The sequence below is a fragment of the Candidatus Synechococcus calcipolaris G9 genome (assembly GCF_029582805.1).
Lineage (GTDB): Bacteria > Cyanobacteriota > Cyanobacteriia > Thermosynechococcales > Thermosynechococcaceae > Synechococcus_F > Synechococcus_F calcipolaris.
The window spans coordinates 1,838,020-1,863,339 of the sequence record NZ_JAKKUT010000002.1; the positions used below are offsets into that span (position 1 = coordinate 1,838,020).

General features: G+C 48.9%; 20 protein-coding genes. 12 read left to right on the top strand and 8 right to left on the bottom strand.

The genetic code is table 11. From position 1 onward, the window contains the following. Position 1 precedes the first annotated feature (1 nt). The gene (ilvD, locus tag L3556_RS11890) at positions 2–1,681 is read right to left on the bottom strand and encodes a dihydroxy-acid dehydratase (RefSeq protein WP_277867486.1); all 1,680 of its coding nucleotides are present in this window, start codon (positions 1,679–1,681) and stop codon (positions 2–4) included. A gap of 370 nt (positions 1,682–2,051) precedes the next feature. Between ilvD and L3556_RS11895 the strand changes: the two genes are divergently transcribed. Beyond that, positions 2,052–2,279 (top strand): hypothetical protein, encoded by a 228-nt coding sequence (locus L3556_RS11895; RefSeq protein ID WP_277867487.1) that lies wholly within the window; start codon positions 2,052–2,054, stop codon positions 2,277–2,279. A gap of 199 nt (positions 2,280–2,478) precedes the next feature. Next, on the top strand, positions 2,479–4,140 hold the full coding sequence (locus L3556_RS11900) for a B12-binding domain-containing radical SAM protein (protein ID WP_277867488.1): 1,662 nt from the start codon (positions 2,479–2,481) through the stop codon (positions 4,138–4,140). On the opposite strand, the gene L3556_RS11905 is transcribed toward L3556_RS11900, so the two are convergent. Continuing rightward, positions 4,118–4,786 carry a hypothetical protein gene (locus L3556_RS11905; RefSeq protein WP_277867489.1) on the bottom strand — a complete coding sequence of 223 codons (669 nt, stop codon included), beginning with the start codon at positions 4,784–4,786 and terminating at the stop codon, positions 4,118–4,120. The two genes, L3556_RS11900 and L3556_RS11905, sit on opposite strands and share 23 nt — an antisense overlap. Before the next feature lie 291 nt (positions 4,787–5,077). Between L3556_RS11905 and clpB the strand changes: the two genes are divergently transcribed. From clpB to L3556_RS11925, 4 genes are all read left to right on the top strand, one after another. Further along, a complete protein-coding gene (gene clpB, locus L3556_RS11910; protein WP_277867490.1) occupies positions 5,078–7,675 on the top strand; it encodes an ATP-dependent chaperone ClpB in 2,598 nt (865 codons plus the stop codon). A 532-nt stretch (positions 7,676–8,207) separates the two neighbouring features. Then, entirely contained in the window at positions 8,208–8,519 is a 312-nt protein-coding gene (locus L3556_RS11915) for a hypothetical protein (RefSeq protein ID WP_277867491.1), read from the top strand. Continuing rightward, the gene (locus L3556_RS11920) at positions 8,516–11,191 is read left to right on the top strand and encodes a tyrosine-protein kinase family protein (RefSeq protein WP_277867492.1); all 2,676 of its coding nucleotides are present in this window, start codon (positions 8,516–8,518) and stop codon (positions 11,189–11,191) included. Before L3556_RS11915 ends, L3556_RS11920 begins: the two co-directional genes overlap by 4 nt. Before the next feature lie 233 nt (positions 11,192–11,424). Beyond that, entirely contained in the window at positions 11,425–11,733 is a 309-nt protein-coding gene (locus L3556_RS11925) for a Fis family transcriptional regulator (protein ID WP_277867493.1), read from the top strand. Here the strand turns inward: L3556_RS11925 and L3556_RS11930 are convergent. After that, positions 11,726–13,075: an NCS2 family permease gene (locus L3556_RS11930; RefSeq protein WP_277867494.1), complete on the bottom strand. Its 1,350-nt coding sequence runs from the start codon at positions 13,073–13,075 to the stop codon at positions 11,726–11,728. The two genes, L3556_RS11925 and L3556_RS11930, sit on opposite strands and share 8 nt — an antisense overlap. 133 nt (positions 13,076–13,208) lie before the next feature. On the opposite strand from L3556_RS11930, the gene gor reads away from it, so the two are divergent. Genes gor through L3556_RS11945 form a run of 3 tightly spaced genes read left to right on the top strand, consistent with a single transcriptional unit; the run spans position 13,209 to position 16,430 of the window. Beyond that, positions 13,209–14,600, top strand: a complete 1,392-nt coding sequence (gor, locus tag L3556_RS11935) for a glutathione-disulfide reductase (RefSeq protein WP_277867495.1) — start codon at positions 13,209–13,211, stop codon at positions 14,598–14,600. 13 nt (positions 14,601–14,613) lie between these two features. Then, positions 14,614–15,384: a DUF3153 domain-containing protein gene (locus L3556_RS11940; RefSeq protein WP_277867496.1), complete on the top strand. Its 771-nt coding sequence runs from the start codon at positions 14,614–14,616 to the stop codon at positions 15,382–15,384. A gap of 8 nt (positions 15,385–15,392) precedes the next feature. Then, the gene (locus L3556_RS11945) at positions 15,393–16,430 is read left to right on the top strand and encodes an AI-2E family transporter (RefSeq protein WP_277867497.1); all 1,038 of its coding nucleotides are present in this window, start codon (positions 15,393–15,395) and stop codon (positions 16,428–16,430) included. Positions 16,431–16,451: 21 nt separating this feature from the next. On the opposite strand, the gene L3556_RS11950 is transcribed toward L3556_RS11945, so the two are convergent. The 3 genes from L3556_RS11950 to L3556_RS11960 all read right to left on the bottom strand — a co-directional run bounded on the left by L3556_RS11950 (position 16,452) and on the right by L3556_RS11960 (position 19,372). Next, positions 16,452–17,690, bottom strand: coding sequence for an MlaD family protein (locus tag L3556_RS11950; RefSeq protein WP_277867498.1), 1,239 nt, complete (start codon positions 17,688–17,690; stop codon positions 16,452–16,454). Between the two features lie 27 nt (positions 17,691–17,717). Further along, positions 17,718–18,545: an ABC transporter ATP-binding protein gene (locus L3556_RS11955; RefSeq protein ID WP_277867499.1), complete on the bottom strand. Its 828-nt coding sequence runs from the start codon at positions 18,543–18,545 to the stop codon at positions 17,718–17,720. A gap of 65 nt (positions 18,546–18,610) precedes the next feature. Next, the gene (locus L3556_RS11960; RefSeq protein ID WP_277867500.1) at positions 18,611–19,372 is read right to left on the bottom strand and encodes a HEAT repeat domain-containing protein; all 762 of its coding nucleotides are present in this window, start codon (positions 19,370–19,372) and stop codon (positions 18,611–18,613) included. 84 nt (positions 19,373–19,456) lie between these two features. Here L3556_RS11960 and purU point away from each other — a divergent pair, with 84 nt between their 5' ends. Continuing rightward, positions 19,457–20,332 carry a formyltetrahydrofolate deformylase gene (gene purU, locus L3556_RS11965; RefSeq protein ID WP_277867501.1) on the top strand — a complete coding sequence of 292 codons (876 nt, stop codon included), beginning with the start codon at positions 19,457–19,459 and terminating at the stop codon, positions 20,330–20,332. Between the two features lie 67 nt (positions 20,333–20,399). On the opposite strand, the gene L3556_RS11970 is transcribed toward purU, so the two are convergent. Then, entirely contained in the window at positions 20,400–20,885 is a 486-nt protein-coding gene (locus L3556_RS11970; RefSeq protein ID WP_277867502.1) for a TM2 domain-containing protein, read from the bottom strand. Positions 20,886–21,024: 139 nt separating this feature from the next. Between L3556_RS11970 and ffh the strand changes: the two genes are divergently transcribed. After that, positions 21,025–22,461, top strand: coding sequence for a signal recognition particle protein (gene ffh, locus L3556_RS11975; protein ID WP_277867503.1), 1,437 nt, complete (start codon positions 21,025–21,027; stop codon positions 22,459–22,461). 23 nt (positions 22,462–22,484) lie between these two features. Here the strand turns inward: ffh and L3556_RS11980 are convergent, their stop codons facing one another. Next, a complete protein-coding gene (locus L3556_RS11980; protein WP_277867504.1) occupies positions 22,485–23,288 on the bottom strand; it encodes a hypothetical protein in 804 nt (267 codons plus the stop codon). A 63-nt stretch (positions 23,289–23,351) separates the two neighbouring features. Between L3556_RS11980 and dnaK the strand changes: the two genes are divergently transcribed. After that, positions 23,352–25,277: a molecular chaperone DnaK gene (gene dnaK, locus L3556_RS11985; protein WP_277867505.1), complete on the top strand. Its 1,926-nt coding sequence runs from the start codon at positions 23,352–23,354 to the stop codon at positions 25,275–25,277. The last annotated feature ends 43 nt before the right edge of the window (positions 25,278–25,320 follow it).

Here is a 25,320-nt window from a genome sequence, read left to right on the forward strand (position 1 = left end):
CTTAAAACAAATCCGTTACGGCTCCTAAACTACTGGAGGACACCAGTTTGGCATATTTTGCTAAGACCCCACGGGTATAGCGAGGGCTAGGGGGTTGCCAGGTGCTACGCCGTTGTTCCAGTTCGCCATCGCCAAGATTAATCTGGAGGCGATTAGTGACCGCATCAATGGTGATCGAGTCTCCTTCCTGAATCAGGGCGATCGCCCCCCCGACCGCCGCCTCGGGAGCCACATGGCCCACCACTAAGCCATAGGTTCCTCCAGAAAAACGCCCATCGGTAATTAGACCCACGCTTTCTCCCAACCCTGCCCCAATAATCGCAGAGGTGGGAGCCAACATTTCTCGCATTCCTGGGCCGCCCTTAGGCCCCTCATAGCGCACCACGACCACATCCCCAGCCGTAATTTTTCCGGCTAGAATCGCCGCTAAACAGGCTTCCTCTGAGTCAAACACCCGGGCCGGGCCGGTCATGGTTTTAGCTTTAATCCCGGAAATCTTGGCAACGGCCCCTTCGGGAGCTAAATTGCCCTTGAGAATGGCTAAGTGCCCCTCGGCATAGAGGGGTGAGTCAAAGGGATGGATTACTGTCTGGTTAGGATCGGGTTGATCCGGTACGTCTTTTAAGCGTTCAGCAATGGTTTCCCCCGTAATCGTCAGACAGTCACCGTGGAGCAACCCTTGATTGAGCAAAATTTTCATGACCTGGGGAATGCCACCCCCTTGATGGAGATCCGTGGTGACAAACTGGCCTGAGGGTTTCATATCGCAGAGGACGGGAACCCGCTGACGAATGGTTTCAAAGTCATCAATGGTCAGGGGAACTTCCGCTGCATGGGCGATCGCCAAGAAATGGAGAACCGCATTGGTTGAGCCGCCAATGGCCATAATCACACTCAGGGCATTTTCAATGGATTTGCGCGTAATAATATCGCGGGGACGTAAGTTATTGCGAATCGCCTCCACCAGCACTTTCCCAGCTAATTCCGTGCTATCAGCTTTTTCCGCATCTTCGGCGGCCATGGTTGAGGAATACATTAAACTCATGCCCATGGCCTCAAAGGCCGAGGACATCGTATTGGCCGTAAACATCCCCCCACAGGAGCCAGCCCCCGGACAGGCATGGTGTTCAATAGCCAGGAGTTGTTCATCACTAATTTTTCCGGCACTGTGGCGACCCACCGCTTCAAAGGCACTGACAACGGTCAGATCCTGCCCCTCTAATCGACCGGGTTTAATGGTTCCGCCATAGACAAAAATAGCGGGAATATTCATGCGTGCCATGGCAATCATTGCCCCAGGCATATTTTTATCACAGCCGCCAATGGCAATCACCCCATCCATACTTTGGGCATTACAGGCGGTTTCAATGGAATCCGCAATCACATCCCGCGACACCAGGGAATATTTCATCCCTTCCGTGCCCATGGAAATACCATCACTGACGGTAATGGTGCCAAAAAGTTGGGGCATTCCCCCCGCCCCGCGCACGCCATCCTCTGCCCGACTGGCTAGGGGAGCAATCCCCATATTGCAAGGGGTAATCGTACTATAGGCACTGGCAACACCGACAATGGGTTTACTAAAATCCCCATCCCCAAAGCCTACGGCCCGGAGCATGGCCCGATTGGGCGATCGCTGTACACCTTGGGTAATGGTTTGACTGCGCCAGTTTTCTGCCATAGGAATCGTTCTCGGAATCAGCCTGAATATCTGCTGGGATCCATTCTCACCCGAAAAGGTAGCCCCTTAGCAAGAACAAAGTAAAATTCTCAGTCGGGGCGTTCAATCCCTAGTCCATCGCAATTTCTTTGACGATATATTCAACAAAAACAAGCTAAACAAAAATAAATTGAAAAATAACGGAGTGAAACGTCGTCTTTTCTTTGCTTTTCTAGCTATAATTTAATATGTCTCCCCTAGGGAAACAAGTTGGGCATCTTTAATGTAGCTTTGTATACATTAAAAGTATATATTTATACATTAAAAGACTGCACAACAAGAAACCGCCGTATCGTTTCTCTCCTTCACAATATCTGCTGCTGGAGTTTTTATGTATGATCCTGATTCGACCTACATTTTGCCCCGGAACGTACCACCAGCTAATCCTGAGGAGGCAGTTAAGCAACTCTCCCCTGAAGAGCGGGAACAACGGATCGCCCAGAAGCAATTAATGGTGAGTCTCAAATTCCACCACCGTGAGCTTCTCAAAAAATTACCCCTGGAAATGAGTCTGGAGGCGATCGCCGAGGTGTGGTATTCCCTCCAGCCCGATGATTGATGGATCAGGCAATATATTCCCACAGTCTGACAAAAACAGAAATTAAACAAAATTAAGCTCAGAAAAATGCTTCATGCTTGGGGGCGATCGCCGGCCAGTTCACCCAATCGGCTCAGGTTCATGGTTGGCTAGGTCTGTCTTACGCTATACATTAACTAGAGATGTGTGCCGGAAATACGTGTGGCGGAGAGTATTTGCAATGAATTTAAGCCGGAATGACGACGAACTGAAGCTCGTCCCAGAAATGACGGGTGGCCGGGTGGACTATCGGCCCCAGAATCACCGTCGTATTCTTTGTATTTTTCCCCGCTACAGTCGCTCCTTTGGTACCTTTCACCATGCCTACCCCCTGATGGGCACGGTGCGGGCCTTCATGCCGCCCCAGGGAATTTTGTTGGTTGCGGCCTACTTGCCCCCGTCTTGGGATGTGCGTCTCATTGATGAAAATGTTGCCCTAGCGACGGATGCTGACTATGCCTGGGCGGATGTGGTTGTGACCAGTGGCATGCACATTCAACGCAATCACATCAACACCATCAATGACATTGCCCATCGCCACGGCAAACTCACGGCTCTGGGAGGGCCGTCTGTGTCCGGTTGCCCCGAATATTATCCTGACATTGATATTTTGCATCTGGGGGAATTGGGGGATGCCACGGACAAAATGATTGAATACTTCGATCTCCATGGCTCAGAGCGACCTGAGAAACAAATTATTTTCCAAACCGAGGCACGGCTGCCCCTGAATGAATTTCCGGTTCCGGCCTATCAGCACGTCAAGATGCAAAATTACTTTTTGGGGAGTGTCCAGTTTTCCAGTGGTTGTCCCTTTCGCTGTGAATTTTGTGATATTCCCGAACTCTATGGCCGTAACCCCCGCTTAAAAACCCCCCAACAAATTACCCGTGAACTAGACAAGATGTTGGAGTCGGGCAATCCGGGGGCGGTCTATTTTGTGGATGATAACTTTATTGGTAATCGCCGGGCGGTGACGGAACTCCTGCCCCATCTGGTGGACTGGCAAAAGGTAAATGGCTATCCCCTCCAGTTTGCCTGTGAAGCAACCCTAAACATTGCCCAAAGTCCCAAACTCCTGGAAATGATGCGAGATGCCTATTTCTGCACCGTATTCTGTGGCATTGAAACCCCGGAGCCAGAAGCTCTCCAGGCAATTCACAAGGATCAAAACCTGAGTATGCCCATTCTCCAGGCGGTGGCAGCCCTCAATAGTTTTGGCATGGAGGTGGTCTCCGGGATTATTATTGGCTTTGATACGGATACGCCGGAAACGGGCGATCGCATTCTAGATTTTATCCGCACCTCCCATATTCCCACCCTGACGATTAACCTGCTCCATGCCCTGCCCCGTACCCCCCTATGGCGACGATTGGAGGCGGAGGGACGACTCAACCATGATGAAAATCGGGAGTCGAATGTCGAGTTTCTCATGCCCTACGACGAGGTGGTGGAAATGTGGCGGCGTACCATCACCCAAGCCTACGAGCCAGAGTTTCTCTATGAACGCTTTGCCTATCAAATGACCCATACCTACCCCAATCGGGTGGCCGTTCCCAATAGTCCGGCCCGCCTCAGTCGGGAAAATATCCTCCGGGGTCTGCGACTGATGAAAAATATCCTTTGGAAGGTTGGTATTCAGGGCAACTACCGGGACACTTTCTGGAAATTAGCGGGGCCAGCCCTAAAACGGGCAGAAATTGAGCAGGTCATCCATGTAGGGGTAGTAGGACATCACCTGATTAACTTTGCCCAAGAATGTGGCCGGGGTGAGGAAGCGGCCTCCTTCTATGCCCAGCGTCTCCGGGAAAAGGAAGCAGCTGCTAAAACCCCTCAGCCGGTTTAGGCAGTGGAAATAGGGACTTGGCAGTGTGGCCGCAGGTGTAGACGTAGGCGGCATCAAAGCATCCTCCGACAACGCCACCAAACATGGGCAGAATTATTTTATTCAGGTTCACCAGCCCCCGTTCCCCTGTTTTAGCCAATAGACTAAATCCAGCCCGTTGATTAATGGCGGCGATCGCCCGGGGAGAAATGCGTTGGACAACCGCTGCCCCCACTTCCTGGCCAAGGCGGATACTGGTATTCCGTAAAATTTCTTCGGCGGCCTGGCCCATGAGACAGAGCAAAATAAACGATCGCACCGAGTCCCGGTCTAGGTCATAGCCCCGCAGATGGGCGATCGCCGCAGCGGTATTGGCCCCCAGGGCATAGGAGGTGACTAAACTGGCCGGAACCATTAGGGGGAGGGAGGGAATACCCCCTAAACCGGTACAAAAACCCGTTCCCCCCGCTTGGACTGTGCGCCAGAAAATAATGCCATCAATGGCCGCCTCTGGGGTTTGACTGACGGCCAATTGATCCTTTGCCACCTGAATGGCACTGGGTAAAGGGCCAAAGCCATTAATGCCCAGATCAATGACCCAGTTAAGGGTTTGATCCACCAAGGTACGAAAGGTATCCGTGGGCTGGCTGGCTGGATTGGCAATCATAGTTATGACTCTTGGGTCTGACACCCCGTCCTTTAGAACAGCTTTATATTATAGCTACAGCCATACCTTGCCCTTCTTGCAGAATGCCGAGTAGCAAATACAAATTACTCGACTTAAAACATTGCTCCCTTTTGCAAAAGAGTGGCAAGACCCCTACTAAAAAGTGAGGAGTACCGAATTCGTGGCTGTCCCCATCGGTTTCTACAATACAAGTAGATGAAAAAAGTTTTCTAGATCAATTATTTTCTAGCTCAATTATAGTGCCGAATATTACTCTGACGAGGCCAGGATATGCAACCCTCTAACCCCAACCAATTTACTGAAAAAACCTGGGCAGCGATCGCCCGTACCCCAGATATTGTTAAGCAGTCCCAGCAACAACAACTGGAAAGCGAACATTTAATGAAATCCCTCCTAGAGCAGGATGGTCTAGCCAGTCAAATTTTTCAAAAGGCTGGAATTGCCCCCCAACGCCTGCGGGATGGTACCGATGAATTTATTAATAAGCAGCCTAAGCTTTCAACCCCAGCCAGTTCCGTCTATTTGGGTCAAAGTTTAGATAAACTCCTGGATCAAGCAGATGCCTACCGTAAACAGTTTGGTGATGAGTTCATTTCCATTGAACATTTGGTTTTAGCCTTTAGTCAGGATCAACGCTTTGGTAAAAAACTCTACCAAGATGTCGGCATTGATGAGCGACGCTTAAAGGATACTATTCAACAAATTCGAGGCTCTCAAAAAGTGACGGATCAAAACCCAGAAGGAAAATATGCGTCCCTAGAAAAATATGGCCGTGATCTCACCCAACTGGCCCGCCAAGGCAAACTGGATCCCGTGATTGGTCGGGATGATGAAATTCGCCGCACCATTCAAATTCTTTCCCGCCGTACTAAAAACAATCCGGTTTTAATTGGGGAACCAGGGGTAGGTAAAACCGCCATTGCGGAAGGCTTGGCCCAACGGATTATTGCCCGAGATGTGCCAGAATCCCTGCGCGATCGCCAGTTAATTGCCTTGGATATGGGGGCCTTAATTGCTGGGGCCAAGTACCGGGGGGAATTCGAGGAGCGGCTGAAGGCGGTGTTAAAGGAAGTCACCGAATCCAATGGGCAAATCATTTTATTTATTGATGAAATTCATACGGTGGTGGGGGCAGGAGCAGCCCAGGGATCCATGGATGCGGGTAATTTGCTCAAACCCATGCTTGCCCGGGGAGAATTACGCTGCATTGGGGCCACAACCCTGGATGAATACCGCAAATATATTGAAAAAGATGCGGCCCTAGAACGGCGATTCCAACAGGTGTATGTGGATCAACCCAATATTGCCGATACCATTTCCATTTTGCGGGGCTTAAAGGAACGCTATGAAGTCCACCATGGGGTAAAAATTTCCGATAGTGCCCTAGTGGCCGCCGCAACCCTATCTACTCGCTACATTAGCGATCGCTTTTTGCCGGATAAGGCCATTGATTTGATCGATGAAGCAGCGGCTAAGCTAAAGATGGAAATCACCTCCAAGCCAGAGCAACTGGATGAAATCGATCGCAAGATTCTCCAGCTAGAAATGGAGCGGCTCTCCCTGCAAAAAGAAACCTCCCAAGCGGCAAAGGAGCGGTTAGAAAAACTGGAAAAAGAACTGGCAGACATCAAAGAAGAACAAACCCATCTGAACGCCCAGTGGCAATCGGAAAAACAGGTCATTGATCAACTTCAAAGCATTAAGGAAGAAATTGAGCAGGTCAATATCGAGATTCAACAGGCTGAACGGAGCTATGACCTCAACCGCGCCGCCGAACTCAAGTATGGTAAACAAACGGAACTCCAGAAAAAACTAGAAGCAACGGAAACAGTCCTCAACGAATCGCAAATTGGCGGGCGATCGCTGCTGCGGGATGAAGTCACCGAGTCCGACATTGCCGAAATCATATCCAAGTGGACGGGCATTCCCATTAGTAAGCTAGTGGAATCGGAAGCAGAGAAACTCCTCCATTTAGAAGATGAACTCCATAAACGGGTCATTGGCCAGGATGAGGCCGTTACCGCCGTGGCCGATGCCATCCAGCGATCGCGGGCGGGCCTATCCGACCCCAACCGGCCCATTGCCAGCTTTATTTTCCTTGGGCCAACGGGGGTAGGGAAAACCGAACTTGCTAAGGCTCTGGCTACATTTATGTTTGACACTGAAGAAGCCATGGTGCGGATTGATATGTCCGAATACATGGAAAAACACGCCGTTTCCCGCCTCATTGGTGCGCCTCCGGGATATGTGGGCTACGACGAAGGGGGCCAACTCACGGAGGCCATTCGCCGCCGTCCCTATGCGGTGATCCTCTTTGATGAAATTGAGAAAGCCCATCCCGATGTCTTTAATGTACTCCTACAAATTTTGGACGATGGCCGTGTCACCGATGCCCAAGGTCGTACCGTCGATTTCAAAAATGCGATCATTATCATGACCAGTAATATTGGTTCCCAGTTCATCTTAGATTTGGCGGGGGATGATAATCGCTATAGCGAAATGTATAGTCGGGTCATGGAGGCGATGCGTGGCCATTTCCGGCCTGAATTTCTAAATCGCGTGGATGAATTCATTATTTTCCATAGCCTACGCAAAGACCAATTACGGGATATTGTCAAACTGCAAATCAACCGCTTGAACCAACGCCTCGGCGATCGCAAAATGACCCTAAACCTAAGTGAGGCTGCCCTTAATTTCTTGGCAGATGTTGGCTACGACCCCGTCTATGGGGCCCGACCCTTGAAGCGCACGATTCAAAAACAGTTGGAAACGGAAATTGCCAAGGGGATTCTGCGGGGAGATTTCCACGATGGCGATCGCATTAGCGTGGACATGGGCGACCATGAGCGACTTCAGTTTACCCGTTAATTTTGGCCTAAAGTATGACATTATAAGCTCTGAAAATGCTTTTAGACTCTTTCTTGCGAAGTTTATTTTAACCCATTTCCAATGACTGTATCCTCAACCGTTGACTTCAAGAGGCTAAAAGTAACAAACCAAGCAAATGTTTCCTCATAAGTGGCTGGGTTCAATTAACCTAAACATGCTGGCAGGGAAAAAGGCGGTAATCTCCCTGCATGGGAGCTACACTGCGATTCCCTTCTCTTACAAGTAATTGCGCCTACCTACTTAAGTCTCATCAAAACTTTGGAGAAAAGAATGGTAAAATCAATTATATTGATTAGTCTAACTGTACTTTACGTTAGATGTTAGTATTCCTTCTAAACTATGTAGCTACCTTATCCAATTCAATTTAAATTCACAAATCTTGTCGAACACTTACGATAGACGCTGTCAATTAGGAGCATCTCGCCGTCGTTTTGAAGATGCTGAGGTTTTACATAGCTATAGACGTTGGTGGGGTGCAGTTTATATAGGCGGGTATGCAATTGAATGTTCTTTGAAGTCTCTTATCTGCTATGACGAGCATAAAACCAACTTTAAGGAAACTTCAGCCTTCAAAAAGGGCTTACAGGGTGCAAGCCTGCACAACTTAGCAATGTTACTAAGTAAGACTGATTTGCAGCGTACTATCGAATTAGACAGAACTGGAAAACTTAAAGACACCTGGAATACTATAGCTTCAGTCTGGATCAGCGATGAACTACGATATTCTGACAAACTAGGAGAGGAATTAGACAGCACAAAATTTATTGAGGCAGTGAAAACGTGGTATCAGCTACTTTTAAGTAAGCAGGGAGAAGCCTCGTGACAGATACATCGATAACATTTGATCAAATCAAGAGCCATCTACTTCAGGAATTACAACTTCAAGATCCTAAAGTAACGGTATCTGTAAGGGAAACGTCTCTAGGTTGGCTCACAGTTCAAGTTGTAACTGATTGCTTTGAGGGAAAGACTCTAGCTGAACGTGAAGAGAAAATTGATGGTTTACTTGCAGCAGTGGAATTGAACCTTGGTCAATATCCCATTGGTAGCTATAGCTTATTGACTCCACAAGAAGAAGTTAAACAACCAGATGAGAGTATCCAACTCCCTCTTTGGTCAGATATATTGATGGCTCCTGACCCTAATCATCAAGCTTCTATTGAAAAAGACATTCCAAATCGCCCGCAGACTGTAACCTTTTATTCCTTCAAAGGAGGGGTGGGTCGCTCTACGGCTCTAGGAATGGTAGCCATTCTGCTGGCAAATCGAAACCGTCGTGTAGTTATCATTGATTTCGATCTTGAAGCACCTGGTATTTCAATACTATTCCGATCAAATTCCGTAGATGGAAATGGAGTAGAGAATTGTGGAGTCTTAGATTATATTCATCAACGTTATCTAACTCCAAATGAAAATATTCCCGCAATTGAAGATTGTATTCATCAAGTTAATTTACTCAGTCGTGGAGAGCTTTTCTTAGTATCTGCTGGAGAATATAATGAAAACTATGTTCATCGATTAGCTGAGTTAGACCGAAGAACCTGGCAATCTTTCTACAAAGGAGAAATGAATCCAGTTCAACAACTTATAAAAGATATCAAAGAGCAAGTAGATCCCGATGTCATTCTGATAGATGCTCGCCCAGGATTTAACGATACAGGTGCAATTGCGTTACTTGACTTAGCAGACACGGGAGTTATTTGTTTTTCACCAACTGACCAAAGCTTTGATGGTTTGCGATGGGTTATACAAGCTGCTCGTAAGCAGTCTGACTATCAAGGTAAACCTGATCTTCGCTTCCTACTTACACCAATGCCGACTCTTGCCGAAGATCAGCTTGATTCCTGGATAACTAAAGCTGAGGATTGGATAGTAGAACATTGGGGCTTACCTGATGGTGTAAGCGTGGGAGAGCTTTACTATAAAATTTTCTACAACCCAAACATTGCAGCTTTATCTAACTTAATTAGTGCCCCGATAAATCTTCTGAATGATTATTTGCCAATTGTAGATGCTATAGATGCTAGCCTTCCAGATATTAAACCTGTCATACCTACTGCTACAACTTCTGGAAATCGTGAAACCATTCTGAATGAGCTTCGTTTTGAAGCAGCAAGGGCACAAGATTTGCAGGCAGATAATATCCCGACTATCTTTCAACGTACAGAAGATTTTCCAAAGTTTCTTAGCAATAAGACATGGCTGGTTCGAGGTGCTAAAGGAACAGGGAAAAGTATTCTATTTAGGCTGTTTGTAGAACAGGCAGGTAGAGCCAAGGAATTAGCAAGTGCTGATGTTGATTTAACCATCTGCCAGTTTATTGCTGCACATGGTGAATCTAGATTAAGAGACTCCATTTTGAGTAGTGAAAATCTTGCAAATTATGAGCAGCAAGTTGATGAAAATAGCTGGGCTATTTTTTGGCTAAACTATGCCATTTTGCAACTATTTGATAATTTTCCAGAGCTATCTTCTGTTTCTGAATTAAACAATGGCTTAGCTGCATTAATTGCCGAAGAGCATTTGACACAAGTTTCGATTGTCGAATGGTTAGTACAACGTACTCGATCACCGCAAGCAATTCCCCAAGCTAGCGATGAGTTAAGAACAATCGATCGTTGGTTAAATGAGAACAACAAAAGTGTATGGCTTTTATACGATGAGCTTGACGCTGGATTTGGATTTGGATCAGATAGTTACGCACGAAGACGACGTGCATTAGAAACTCTTTTAGCTTGGTGGTTAGAAAGTGGAACTAGTTTAAAGCGGATTGTACCAAAGATATTTTTGCGAGAGGATATTTGGAATCAGCTTAATTTTGTGAATAAAGGACATTACGTAGGGAGATCTCTACAACTAAGCTGGGATGAAGCTGATCTATGGAGACTCGTTTTACGTCAGGCTTTACAAAGTTCTTCCACTTTAAGTTACGCTTTAGAACAAGAATTTGGGTTAACAGTAGATAGACTTGAAACCTTTGAGTTGGGGCAATTACGTAAAAATCTTTGCCCACTGTGGGGAGAGCGTATGGGCCGAGGGAAGAAAGCATTTACCTATAACTGGGTGCGTACACGAATTGCTGATAGTAACGAGAACTGTTTTCCACGAAGTTTGGTCTTACTTTTAAAAGAAGCAGTTCGTAACGAAAAGAATTTCTCTACAGAGTATAGTTCTGAGATAGTGTTGCGCCCAAAATCATTAATTGATTCATTTCCCGTTGTTTCAGATCAAAGAGTAGATGAGGTACGGAATGAATATCCTGAACTTGAAGAACCTCTTAATAAACTTCAAGGAGAACGTTCACCTATCGATGAAAATAGATTATCTGATATCTGGAATGTGCAAGATGGTGAGTTATCCCTTCGCATCAAAGAAATGATAGAGGCTGGGATTTTGAAAGAACGCTCTCGTCCTAAAGATCCTCCTCCTCGCATTTACTCTATTGCCGAATTATATTTATATGGACTTGGAATGGTTCGTAAAGGTCAGCGATAATTAATACATATGATTTTGCTTTGATTGTATACGTCGTAAACTCCAAAATCCGAACAGCAGATAAAAGAATAGTTAATGGATTGGCACTGCATTTTTGTAAAAGATACATAAACATAGTGGAGGGCACCTCAAAAAATCCAGATTTTACTGGAAGTGGCAAAGTGATTTCAAGGGTTTCAGCCCTCCAAAATCTGCCAAAGGTCAATTAATCGAGGTGTCCTTAAGGCAAACAAATGACAGATCACTCTCATGTTGGTTCTTTGCTCGATGATTTGCTTGAAGAGGATGGGATCCTCGCTGAAGTTAATGCAGTTGCCTTTAAGCGTGTCCTGGCCTGGCAAATTTCCCAAGAAATGCAGAAAAGGGGTCTGAGTAAGTCTAAAATGGCACGCTCAATGAATACCAGCAGACCTGCCCTAGAGCGGCTACTTGACCCTAGCAATACATCCATCACACTGAAAACAATGGAGCGGGCTGCCACAATTTTGGCTAAACGTTTGCGAATTGAATTAGTAGATTATCAAGAATCTAAAATTAAATAATCCCAGCAATCATCAATCCAAACCGAAGTGCAAACAATGCCGCCAGCCCCCAAAGAATGGCATTGGTTTCCTCTGATTTTCCCGCCACCCACTTTAAGACTGGATAGAGCATCACCCCCACTGCTAGACCTTCGGCAATGGAAAATGTTAACGGCATCAACAAAATTGTGGCAAAGGCGGGAATAGCTTCTGTGGGATCTGACCATGAAATCGCGCGGACACTGGACATCATCAACACCCCCACCATAAATAGAGCGGGAACGGTGGCAAAGGTGGGAATGGCGGCAAAAAAGGGCTTAAAAATTAAGGAGACAACAAATAGGAGGGCTACAATCACGGCTGTTAATCCCGTCCGTCCCCCCACTGCCACCCCCGTTGCTGATTCGATATAGGTGGTCACCGTCGAGGTTCCAAAAATCGCCCCGGCAGTTGTGCCGACGGCATCGGCCATTAAGGCGGCTTTGCTGCGAGGTAGTTCTCCCTTTTCATTCAAATATCCGGCCTGGATACCCACCCCGGCTAATGTCCCCACCGTATCGAATAGATCCACAAATAAAAAGATAAACGTAACAAGAATAAACGTCCCCAGTTGGGACATTTCCAGTTCCCCCAGACCAACAACCGCTTGCCCCATCAGATGCTCCGGCCACTGGGGAAGGCCGATAAGTTGGGATGGCCAAGGAGTAACTCCAGAAATCCAGCCGATCAGGGCTGTGGATAAAATCCCCAATAATAAGGCCCCAGGGATCCCCCGCGTAAACAGCATCGCTGTAATCACAGTCCCCGCTACGGCAATCAAGGGTTCCGGAGTATTCAGGCTACCCAAGGCGGTTTTCGTCACCGGATTGGCAACAATGATTTTTCCAGAGGACAGGCCAATATAGGCGACAAACAGGCCAATTCCCGCCGCAATTGAGTGTTTGAGGGACATGGGAATGGCATTGATAATCAGGGTGCGAATTTTAGAAGCGGTCAGGAGAATAAAAATTACCCCTTCCACCAACACAGCCCCCAAGGCCAACCGCCAGGGAATCCCCAACTTGAGGACAACGGTAAAGGCAAAAAAGGCATTCAAGCCCATTCCTGGTGCCAACGCAAAGGGGAAGTTGGCAAACAGCCCCATACAGAGCGTTCCCACCACTGCTGCCAGAGCCGTGGCAATCACCAGTTCCCCATTTAGGTCGCCAGGCTCGGAGAGGAAAATAGCATTGGACAAAATATTGGGATTGACAATTAAAATGTAGGCCATGGTCATGAAGGTGGTGACACCAGCTACGGCCTCAACTCGGATTGTGCTATTCCACTCATTTAGTCCAAAATACTGCTCAAGCAATTTAATCATGCCGCGATTATAGCTGTTTTACTTCGGATACTATTCAAGACCTCAGGGATTTTAATTATTCACGGATTTGGCACAGCCTTGGCTGGGCGATCGCAAGTAGAATATTAAGGCAGCATGGCCAGGAGATCAGCGGATGAGCTATGATTACGACCTATTTGTCATTGGTGCAGGGTCAGGGGGATTGGCGGCCTCCAAACGGGCAGCATCCTACGGCGCAAAGGTGGCGATCGCCGAAGCAGATAAAGTTGGCGGAACCTGTGTCATCCGTGGCTGTGTCCCGAAAAAGCTCCTCGTCTATGCCTCAAAATTTTCCCATCTCTACCATGATGCTGAGGGCTACGGTTGGCGGGAAGTGGATCCGAAGCTAAATTGGCAAAAACTAATCAAAGCAGTGGATAACGAGGTGAATCGCCTCAGTCAACTCCACATTGGTTTTTTGGCCAAGGCAGGGGTGGAACTCATGCCCCTAAGGGCTAGTTTGGTAGACGACCACACCCTTGAGTTACACAATCCCCAAAATCCTGATCAGACCCCCCGAAGGGTTACAGCAGCCAAGATTTTGATTGCCGTGGGTGGCGAAGCTATTAAGCCGAAGGTTCCTGGCATTGAACACAGTATTACCTCGCGGGAGATGTTCCTATTGCCCAAGAAACCCAAACGAATTGCCATTTTGGGGGCCGGCTACATCAGTGTGGAATTTGCTGGAATTATGAAGGGTTTGGGCAGTGAGGTGATTCATCTCATTCGCGGCGATCGCCCCCTGCGGGGATTTGACATCGATGTGCAAGAGGGCATTTATCAAGGCATGGTCAACCATGGGATTGATGTCCGCGGACTAACCTCCCTCACCTCCCTGCAACGCACGAAAAAGGGGAATATTCGCGTAGCCTACGAACGGGATGGCGAAGAAAGTGTCATCAAGGTGGATACGGTTCTCTGTGCCATTGGCCGATCCCCCAAGCTGTCGGGTCTGGGTTTAGAAAATGCCGGTATTCAGCTAAAAGCCAATGAGCGCGGTATTGCCTCAATCGCTGTTGATGAGTATAGCCGCACCAACCAAGCCCATATTTTTGCCGTTGGCGACTGCACCGATCGGGTCAACCTAACCCCGGTGGCGATCGCTGAAGGGCGGGCCTTTGCGGATACCGAGTTTGGCAATAACCCCCGCAGCGTCAACTATGACAACATTCCCTCTGCGGTCTTTTCCCAGCCCGAGGCGGCCAGTGTCGGCCTGACGGAAGCCCAGGCCAAGGCCAAACTAGGGGAAGATAAAGTAAAGGTATACCGAGCCAGTTTTCGGCCCATGTTCCACAGTCTGACCGGCGCAAACGAAAAAGTGATGGTTAAATTGGTGGTTGAACAGCAAACGGAATGGATTATGGGGGTACACATGGTCGGGGACTACGCCGCTGAAATTATTCAAGGCATGGCGATCGCCGTTAAAATGGGAGCAACGAAAAAAGACTTTGATGCCACCATTGGGATTCACCCCTCCACCGCCGAAGAATTTGTCACCCTGCGCTAGGTCAACACCGGATATGGCTTTATCCCGACGTTATTTCCTCCAAAATTTCCTTGAACTGTACCATTCCCAACTTCAACGTCTGAAAGGTGGGTTTCTTTGCGCTCTCCTGGCCCTATGCCTCGGTCTGACTGGATGCATTCAATCCGATATTGATATCCATTATCGGGGGCAGTCTGGCGGGGATGTGAGTCAACATCTGCAATTGGCCCGGCCCAACCCGGCCCTACTCAATCAACTGGAGCGACAGGTCAAACAACTGGGGGGGAAAGTTGAGAACCATCGTCCCACGGAACTTGATCTGAGCCTTCCCTTTGATACCAGTCAGGATCTAGCCCAAAAACTGAATCGCCTATTTCAACCCCTAGGGACGTTGCCTGCGGCTCCCCTCAACCTCGACTCAACCCATTTAACCATCCAGGATCAAAATCTCCTTCTCTTTTTGCGGCAACATTTCACCTACGACATTGATCTGCGGCCCTTGGGGGTGCAATCTGGCCAAGGGGAGGTTCTAGTCAATCCGGAGACCTTGGTACAGTTTCGCCTCAGTTTAGAAACACCCTGGGGTGGGCGGTTTATCCAAAAGGCGGCCCTGGTAACCAATGATACAGTGGTGAATCCTGGGGCAAGTAAAACCGCAACCCATCGCCTCCTCTGGACATTACAGCCAGGGTATAACAACCATTTAGAAGCAGCCTTTATCTATCCCAGTCCGGTGGGGTGGGGGGCCTTGGCCATTGGTCTATTGGTCTGGGGTGGTTGGCGACTCAAAGCTCGTAACCCATAGCATCCAAGATGAACTGGCTGGGGCCACCCTCTTCTCTGCGTCGCTATCTCATCTATGGCGGTATGGGGCCGATCATTGCCCTCAATCTTTGGGTGCTTCAACAGGTCTATTTGTACTTTGAGTACCTGATTACAATCCTGGCGATCGCCGCCATCTTAGCCTTTTTATTAAACTACCTCGTCGATCGCCTAGAACGCCTTTCGCTCCGACGGGGACGGGCGATTTTAGTGGTGTTAGTCTTGACAGTGATTAGTTTAGGCATACTAGGGTTTCTTGGCTTACCCATTGCCATTGATCAAGCCAAACAATTGCTAGAGCGTTTACCCGAACTGGCGGATACCAGTAATAAAAGCTTGCAGACCTTAGCCGCCCTGGGCCGACGATACCGCCTTCCCATTGATGTGGATGAAGTGACGGCAGATTTTATCCTCCAACTCAAAGGCGTTGCCACCCAACTCCCTGGGGTAGCCTTTACGACCTTAGGTCGATTTGTGGATACGGCCCTAATTCTAGTGTTAGCGGTTTATATGCTCTTTTATGGTGGTTCCCTGTGGCGGGGAATGATGGGGCTTTTGCCACCGCCCCTGGGAACAGTGATTAGCCAATCCCTGCGCTTGAATATTCAAGGGTTTTTCACCGCCCAGCTTGTTTTAGGGGGGTTTATGTTTATGACCCTCCTTCCCTTTATGGGGTTGCTTGGGGTTGATTTTGGCTTTTTATTTGCCCTGATCATTGGTATAGCCCAACTCATTCCCGTTATTGGGGCCACCCTTGGCATTGGTTTGGTTTTTTTATTGGTGATTTTGCAGAATTTTTGGTTGGCCATTAAAATTGCCCTAATTGCCATCATTCTCCAACAGATCAAGGACAATATTCTCGCTCCTAAACTGCTGGGGGATATGATTGGCTTAAATCCCCTGTGGCAGTTTATTGCTCTCTTAATTGGTGGGCGCGTGGCGGGCTTACTGGGCGTATTCTTGGCCATTCCCCTTGCGGCAACGTTTAAGTCAACGGTGCAAACGATGCAACAGCGGCAGACTCCCTAACCTCCCATGGGTTTTACTTAATTAATTTTCCGGTTTGGTGGGGGACTCATCCGTTACTACCCGATCATCTTCCTTGGGATTACTGGAATTAGTGGGGGAGATCGCCGGGCTAGGGGCCGATGACGGCGAAGTTGGAGATTGGGCTTCACTCAGTTGGGCTTGGGCATAGAGGGCCACCAACTGCTGTTCCAACTCTTGACTAGAGGAAAGTAAGCGACCCAGTACCCGAATTAAGCGTTGCAAATCCGATTTAAAGGACTCATCCCCCGTTAACCCCTTTAGATCATTGGTAATCTGTTGGGTATTCACAAAGGTGGCCCGAGCCGCATCCAGGGTTTGGGCTAAGGACAGCATAATCAGGGGACTGCTCAACGTACCGGATATTTTATTCAGGTTTTCCGCCGCCTCAGAACCATTGGCCGCCAAAGCTTCCAGGTTTTCGAGGAGTTGACCTTCCTGGAGCCGATTCATAAAGGGCGTCAAACTATTCAGGGCGACCCGCAGATCCCCGCCCGCCGCGTCCAGGTTTTTCAGGGTAGAAGTAATCGTATCTCGGTTAACTTCCACCAGGCTACTAATTTGATTGGCGGCCCGATCCACCGAACGGGCAGCGGCGGAAAATTCCCCCAGTTGCTCCTTGGCATCCACACTCAATTCGTTAAAGTTATCTAGGGCCAGACCCACCTTACTCAGGGATTCATCGGCGGTATCCAGGGTACGATTGGCACTGGTAAACAGAACATTAGCGTTATCAATAATCCCCGAGCTTTCTAGGGCAGCCGTAAAACGATTGGCCGTCCGAATAAAATCATCCAACCCCTGCCCCGTCGCCCCCACTAGGCGATCGCCATTACAGTAGATCAGCTTTGGATCACATTGGGGGGCAAAGGCACTGATATTTTCCGGTAGGGTAAGGGCTTCCTCTGGAGCCGGGAAATCTAAGTAGGACTGGCCAATAAATCCGGCTTGACGAATTTCAGGAACCGTATTCCGTGGAATAATCACATCGTCAATTCTGAGAATGGCAATAATTCCAGTGGGTTCAACCTTAATATCGGCAACCCGGCCCACATTTATGCCGCGATAGCGTACCGAAGTACCCGCCGCCAGCCCTGGAGCCGACTGGAGTTCCACTTCTAGGGTATAGGTTTTACCGGCAAACAACTGGCCCCGCAGCCATAGCAAGACAATACTGAAGATGGCAACCCCACCTAGAATAAACAGCCCGACCGACCCTTCCCGTGCTATCCGCGATCGCATACGCTATGACACTCCTAGACAAACAAGTTAATGAAATTGATTAACAGGATTTTTGGATGTACTTAATGGTGGCATCATTTGATCAACGACTCGAATCGGCCCCTGTACCTGACCACTGACAAATTGGCGTAAATAGGGATCGGGACTGCTATCCAGTTCCTCAATACTTCCCTGCCATCGTATCTTACCTTCATAGAGAAGAATGAGGCGATCGCTGGTGCGGCGAATCGTCGTGTCTTGGTGGGTGACAATAACATAGGTACTACAGGCATTGGCCCGTAGACGGCAGATCATATCTTCAATCACTGTCGAGGCAATGGGATCCAGACCGGCGGTAGGTTCATCATAGAGGAGAATCTGGGCATCATCATTACTATCATGGGGATTATCTAAAATCGCCCGGGCAAAACTCACCCGTTTCCGCATTCCCCCGGACAATTCCGCGGGATACAGATTCCCCATCCCCTCTAGACCCACTAGGGCCAGTTTTTCCTCCACGAGCCGATGGATTTCGCGGCGGGACAGTTTCGAGGTTTGTAACAGATAAAAACCGACATTTTCTTCGACGGTGAGGGAGTCAAAAAGGGCCGCCTGCTGAAACACCATACTCATGCGAATGGGATCGTGGCCATCTTCAATTAAACCTAGGCGTTTTTGACCATGGATATACACATCCCCGCCATCGGGTTTCGTCAGACCGGCAATGATCCGCAGAACCGTTGATTTCCCCGTTCCAGAGGGGCCAATAATCCCCAGGGCATCCCCCGGATAAACAGCCAGATCAATGTTATCGAGAATGACCTTATCGCCAAAACGCTTAGTCACACCGCGAAATTCCACCAGTGGCTCAGTCATGGGAGTTATCGGAGCTATCAATATCGGTTCCAGAATTGAGACGCTAGATTGAGACTATATTAGCCCTATAACATCTCTTCTGGTTGAGAATCGGCGATCGCCTGGAGGCCACGGGCATCCCCCAATTTCAAAAGGGCCGCCTTAGCATCCTCCTGTACCCCCATGTCTTCGTCCTCTAGGGCAATAATTAAGGCATCAATGGCTTGGGTATAGAGAACCCCCAGGGGAATTTGACGGCAGAGTTGTCCCAGGGCCCAGGCACAGTTACTACGAATGGCCGGAATCGCATCGTCCATCAGGGCCATACACAGGGGCGGAATAGCCATGGTTGCCGCATCCCCATTAACTTCAGCCATTTGACCCAGGGAACTGGCGGCCCACAACCGTACTGCCGAAATATCCGTTTGCAGGGCATGAATGAGGGGATCCAGACTACGGCGGTATACCTCTGGGGTATTAAAGCGAATCCCGCAATTTCCCAGGGCCCAAACCACTCCCTTGCGGACATAGCCGTTCCAATCTATTTTTAACTGAGCAATGAGGGGATCAATGGCGGTCAAACTGGGATTCCGGCCCAAGGCATAGGCCGCACTCACCCGGACAAGGGGACAGCTTTCCTGGAGAAGATCAATCAGATGGGGAATGGCCCGCTCATCCTGTAACTCACAAAAGGCCCGGGCTGCCAACATCCGTTCAGTCACATCCGGCGATCGCAACAGCGGCAACATTTCTTCCGGGTCGGGACGGCTTGGCTCGTCGCTAGGGAGTTGGTCGAGCAGATCCTCTGATTCTGCGGATTCAATTAGCTGCAAGTCATCATCATACATAATATTCCTACTTTACAGCCTTGGCGGTGAGAGTCCATTAAGCCGATAAAATATTTAGCAGTCTCCTGGAGCATTTGATCATTTATGGTTGGCCCAACCGCCATCTTACTGGTGTGCTGCCCTGATCAACGGGGATTAGTGGCAAAAATTGCCCACTTTATTTATAGCCACAATGGCAATATTATCCATGCCGATCACCATACCGATGGGGTTGCGGATCTCTTCTTGACCCGGATTGAATGGGAAGTGGCGGGATTTGCCCTAGGGCGATCGCACATCGCCGAAGCCTTTGAAACCTATGCCCAGGAACAGGGATTATTCCCACGCCCGGAAGAGGTTCGCTGGCACCTTGATTTTTCCGATCGGGTCTCTCGCCTGGCCATCTGGGTCAGCCGTCAAGATCATTGTTTACTTGACCTCATTTGGCGACAGCGGGCGGGGGAACTACGGGCAGATATTCCTCTGATCATCAGTAATCATGACCAGAATCGGGCGATCGCTGAGCAATTTAAGATTGATTTCCATACTATTCCCGTCAATCCCGACCATCGTGTCGAGGCCGAGGCCCAACAACTCAAACTATTGCAAACCTACAACATCGATCTGGTGATCCTCGCCAAATATATGCAGATTCTTAGCCCAGACTTCCTAGGCCAGTTTTCCCAGATCATTAACATCCACCATTCCTTTCTGCCGGCCTTTGCCGGAGCCAATCCCTACCAGCGGGCCTATGTGCGTGGCGTAAAAATCATTGGTGCCACAGCCCACTACGTTACCCAAAACCTAGATCAGGGCCCGATCATTGAGCAGGATGTGGTGCGAGTCAGCCACCGAGATGATGTCACCGATCTGGTTCGCAAAGGCAAGGATCTCGAACGCATGGTACTCGCTCGGGCCGTGCGCCTCCACCTCCATAACCGCGTTTTAGTCTACGGCAATCGCACCGTTGTTTTTGCCTAGGAGTATTTCACCGGCAATTCGAGGTGGGATTAAATATTCTGAGAAATCAAAGCTTAGAGTTCAACGATTAGAGATCGAAATGATAGCGAATGGCTCCTGTGGTCGCATCATTGGAAATCGTGGCATACCCCACCCGCTGCGCTTCCATCAAAACCGCTTGGAGTTGATCCGGTTCCAGTTGGGTATACATAGCTGCCTGGGCTGCAGATAGCACCCCCCCATTCTTCTGGGCAGCAACCAGGAGGCGTTGCATCGGCGTGTTCGTTGCTTGGTACTCGGCCTTGAGTTTCTCTAATTCTATTTGGATCGGCATACCATGGCCCTGGGGCAGAGGGGATATACCATAGCGGCCCTGAAAATATAGATTACGCTGGTGTACCAAGTCGGGAATTAAAAGCAAATCAATGAGCTGGCCAATGAAACAAAAGCCAAAGGTAAACAGATAAATCAACCCCATGACAATGTTCCCTGTGTAGAGTCGTTGAACACCACAGAGACCAAAAAAACCTAAACACCAGAGCAGGTAGGCAACACCTGTATCACTTCGAGGCATTACAGCTTAAATTGAAGCACTGACCTTATTATAATTCACGGAGCCACAGGCGATATGATGGGAAAGACACCCTAACAGCCTGCTGGGGGCACCATGCCTTGGCAGTGGGTTCCTCCTTGATTACCTACGAACAACGATTATGTTTGATGCCTTAGCTGAACGCCTTGAATCTGCCTGGAAAACCCTACGGGGCCAGGACAAAATTAGTGAAACCAATATTCAAGAGGCATTGCGGGAGGTTCGGCGGGCCTTGCTGGAGGCGGATGTCAATCTGCAAGTGGTCAAAGATTTTGTAGAGGATGTGCGGCAACGGGCCATTGGGGCTGAGGTGGTGGCAGGGGTTCGCCCCGATCAACAATTTATCAAGATTGTCTACGATGCCCTCGTGGAAGTGATGGGGGAAAGTCATCATCCCTTGGCGATCGCCCCTACTCCGCCCACTGTCATTCTCATGGCTGGTTTACAGGGAACGGGGAAAACAACGGCAACGGCAAAACTCGCCCTACACCTGCGTAAACAGGAAAAAACTGCCCTGCTGGTAGCCACGGATGTTTACCGTCCCGCGGCGATCGAGCAGCTAGTGACCCTGGGTAAACAAATTGATGTGCCCGTCTTTGAACTGGGAACCGATGTCAATCCGGTGGAAATTGCCCGTCAAGGGATTGCCCAGGCCCGCAGTTTAGGGGTTGATACGGTTATTGTGGATACCGCCGGTCGCCTGCAAATCGATACGGCCATGATGGCAGAGTTGGTGGCGATCAAAGAGGCCATTCAGCCCGATGAAACCCTATTAGTCGTGGATGCCATGACCGGGCAAGAGGCGGCAAATTTAACCCGGGCCTTCCAAGATCAGGTGGGCATTACCGGCGCAATCTTAACTAAATTGGATGGAGACACCCGTGGGGGAGCCGCCCTATCCGTCCGCCAAATCTCTGGACAACCGATCAAGTTTATTGGGGTAGGCGAAAAAGTCGAAGCTCTCCAACCCTTCTATCCCGATCGCCTCGCGTCCCGCATTTTAGGGATGGGGGATGTCCTCACCCTCGTGGAAAAAGCCCAAGAAGAGGTGGACTTGGCCGATGCAGAAACCATGTCCCGGAAGATCCTTGAGGCCCAGTTTGATTTTGATGACTTCTTAAAACAAACCCGCCTTGTCAAGAACATGGGGTCTTTGGCAGGGATTATGAAAATGATTCCGGGGATGAACAAAATCTCTGGGGATCAATTGCAACAGGGTGAAGTCCAACTCAAACGGGCAGAGTCGATGATTAATTCCATGACTCGCCAAGAGCGGCAAAATCCTGAACTTCTTTCTAGTTCTCCCAGTCGGCGGCAACGGGTGGCCAAGGGTTCAGGGTATACTGTGGCGGATGTGGGCAAGCTGGTGAGTGACTTCCAACGTATGCGATCGCTGATGCAGCAAATGGGCCAAGGAAATATGGGAATGCCAGGGATGCCAGGAATGCCGGGGATGAATCCGATGGCTGGAGCCATGCCAGGGGGACGAAGCGGGCGATCGGGCAGTGTCAAGAAGCCAAAGAAACAAAAAAAGAAAAAAGGATTTGGCGTACTCTAAGCCATGCAAATTACCGTGAAAATTTATGTAATTTTTAGGGACTTGGATGTATTCAATCTTTTCATGTTTAAGGGTTTCAGGGGAGGCAATGTTCGGGCATAGATAATTTTCTTTAATCCCTTCAGTTTGGCAAGCTTCGGTTCACCAAAGACTAATTCCTTAATTTGATAGGCGGGATAAACACAGCATTGCCGGTGTTGCTCATCAAACTCCACAAAGCACACCCAAGCATTCGGTTGATTGAGGATCGGGTCTGTTCGCTGTCCACTGGCTTGAAATGTCCAGGATAGTCCAAATTGACTGGCTCGTTCTTTTGTTTGGGTTTTTACCGCTAGATCAATGCCCTCAACTACCAAGTCTGAATCCCAGGATTTTTGCTTCCCTTGATAAATCTTATAATCTGGGCCCTGGATAGTTTTGCCTAGGTGTTCAAAAACCTGTTTGACCGCCTCTTCGCCCACCTTACTGACATAGTGATCCTGCTGAATTTTGGTGACATTTTTCTGGTGGGTATCCATGTACACACCACCAGTACCAACGGTGGGAGCTACCTTTTCTGCAAAATCTCTAGCTCTCCTGAGGACATCATCGCCAATGGATGTCGTTATCACTTGGGTAAAACAACGCATAAAACTCGCTATCAAAAACTCACTATCAAAATCGTTGAAATGTCCTTGATTTTCAAAGTCTAGCCTAATTGCGCCAAGACAAACCCCCAAGCAAAGACCTAAAAGACCTAGGAGAACGCCTAACCGCCCTTGCCTAGGTTCGGTAAATCCCCCTTTTACTGAAACCGTAGCGATCGCACTATAGAGAGAGAGGGTCATCCCCAGTTGGGTTATTTGCCCCAAGTTTATGTGTTTTTAGCCTGCGAAGGAGTCAAACGTCTTATGGGAAAAGTTGTTGGAATTGACCTTGGAACCACCAACTCCTGTGTCGCCGTGATGGAAGGGGGCAAGCCCACGGTGATTGCCAATGCAGAAGGATTTCGGACAACGCCCTCGGTGGTTGGTTATGCCAAAAATGGCGATCGCCTCGTGGGACAAATTGCCAAGCGTCAAGCGGTAATGAACCCGGAAAATACCTTCTACTCAGTGAAGCGTTTTATTGGACGACGCTTTGATGAAGTGACCAACGAAGCCACAGAGGTCTCTTACAAAGTTTTGAATGTCAATGGCAATGTCAAGCTGGACTGTACGGCCCAAGATAAACAGTTTGCCCCAGAAGAGATTTCTGCCCAAGTCCTGCGGAAGTTGAAGGAAGATGCCAGCAAATACCTTGGCGAAGATGTGACCCAAGCGGTGATCACCGTTCCCGCCTACTTCAATGATTCCCAACGCCAAGCCACCAAAGATGCCGGGAAAATTGCCGGATTGGATGTGCTGCGGATTATTAATGAACCCACCGCCGCATCCCTTGCCTATGGCTTAGATCGCAAAAGTAACGAAACCATTCTCGTCTTTGACTTAGGGGGGGGAACCTTTGACGTTTCCATCCTAGAAGTGGGCGATGGTGTGTTTGAGGTCTTGGCCACCTCCGGGGATACTCACTTGGGTGGGGATGATTTTGACAAAAAAATTGTTGATTATCTAGCCGAGAGTTTCCGATCCCAGGAAGGTATTGATCTCCGCAAGGATAAGCAAGCCCTGCAACGGCTCACGGAAGCGGCAGAAAAAGCAAAAATTGAACTCTCTAGTGTCAGCCAAGCAGAAATTAACTTGCCCTTTATTACCGCAACCCAAGATGGGCCCAAGCACTTGGATATGACCCTGACTCGGGTGAAATTTGAAGAACTCTGTGCCGATCTAATCGATCGCTGCCGCATTCCCGTGGAGCAAGCCCTCAAGGATGCCAAGCTGGACAAAAGCCGCATCGATGAAGTGGTTTTGGTGGGGGGATCAACCCGGATTCCAGCCATTCAAGACTTGGTGAAGCGGGTTCTAGATAAGGGCCCCAATCAAACCGTGAACCCCGATGAAGTGGTGGCGGTGGGTGCGGCCATTCAAGCCGGAGTCCTAGCAGGGGAAGTGAAAGATATTCTCCTGTTGGATGTCACTCCCCTGTCCCTAGGGGTGGAAACCTTGGGTGGTGTGATGACCAAAATCATTGCCCGGAATACCACGATTCCCACCAAAAAATCCGAAGTCTTTTCCACGGCGGTGGATGGCCAAAGCAATGTGGAAATCCATGTCCTGCAAGGGGAGCGGGAAATGGCGAATGACAACAAGAGTTTGGGAACCTTCCGCCTGGATGGGATTCCCCCTGCCCCCCGTGGGGTTCCTCAAATCGAAGTCACCTTTGATATTGATGCCAATGGTATTTTGAATGTCAAAGCCCGTGACAAGGGAACAGGTAAGGAGCAATCCATTAGTATTACGGGTGCCTCAACCCTACCCAATGAAGAGGTAGATCGGATGGTCAAAGATGCGGAACGGAATGCCGCCACTGACCAGGAAAAACGGGAGAAAATTGAAGCCAAGAATCAGGCGGAGCAACTCTGTTATCAAGCAGAGAAGCAACTCAATGAACTGGGCGATCGCGTCCCAGGGAATGAAAAGGAAAAGGTCACCCAGCTCATTGCCGATCTACGGCTAGAAATTGGTACTGAAGCCGATCGTAAGCCCCTTGAGTCCATTAATTTCGACCGGGTGAAGTCCCTCTTACCGGAACTACAGCAGGCTCTCTATAGCATTGGTGCAAACCTCTACCAGCAGGAAGGAGCCGCGCCAACGGATACCCCTCCCAGTGCGGATGCCGGTAGTAGTTCCCCTGGCGGAGATGATGTCATTGATGCCGAGTTCTCGGAAACCAAGTAACACCTCTGCCCTTCGTTAAGGCGTTTAGCAAGACGTTTGACCG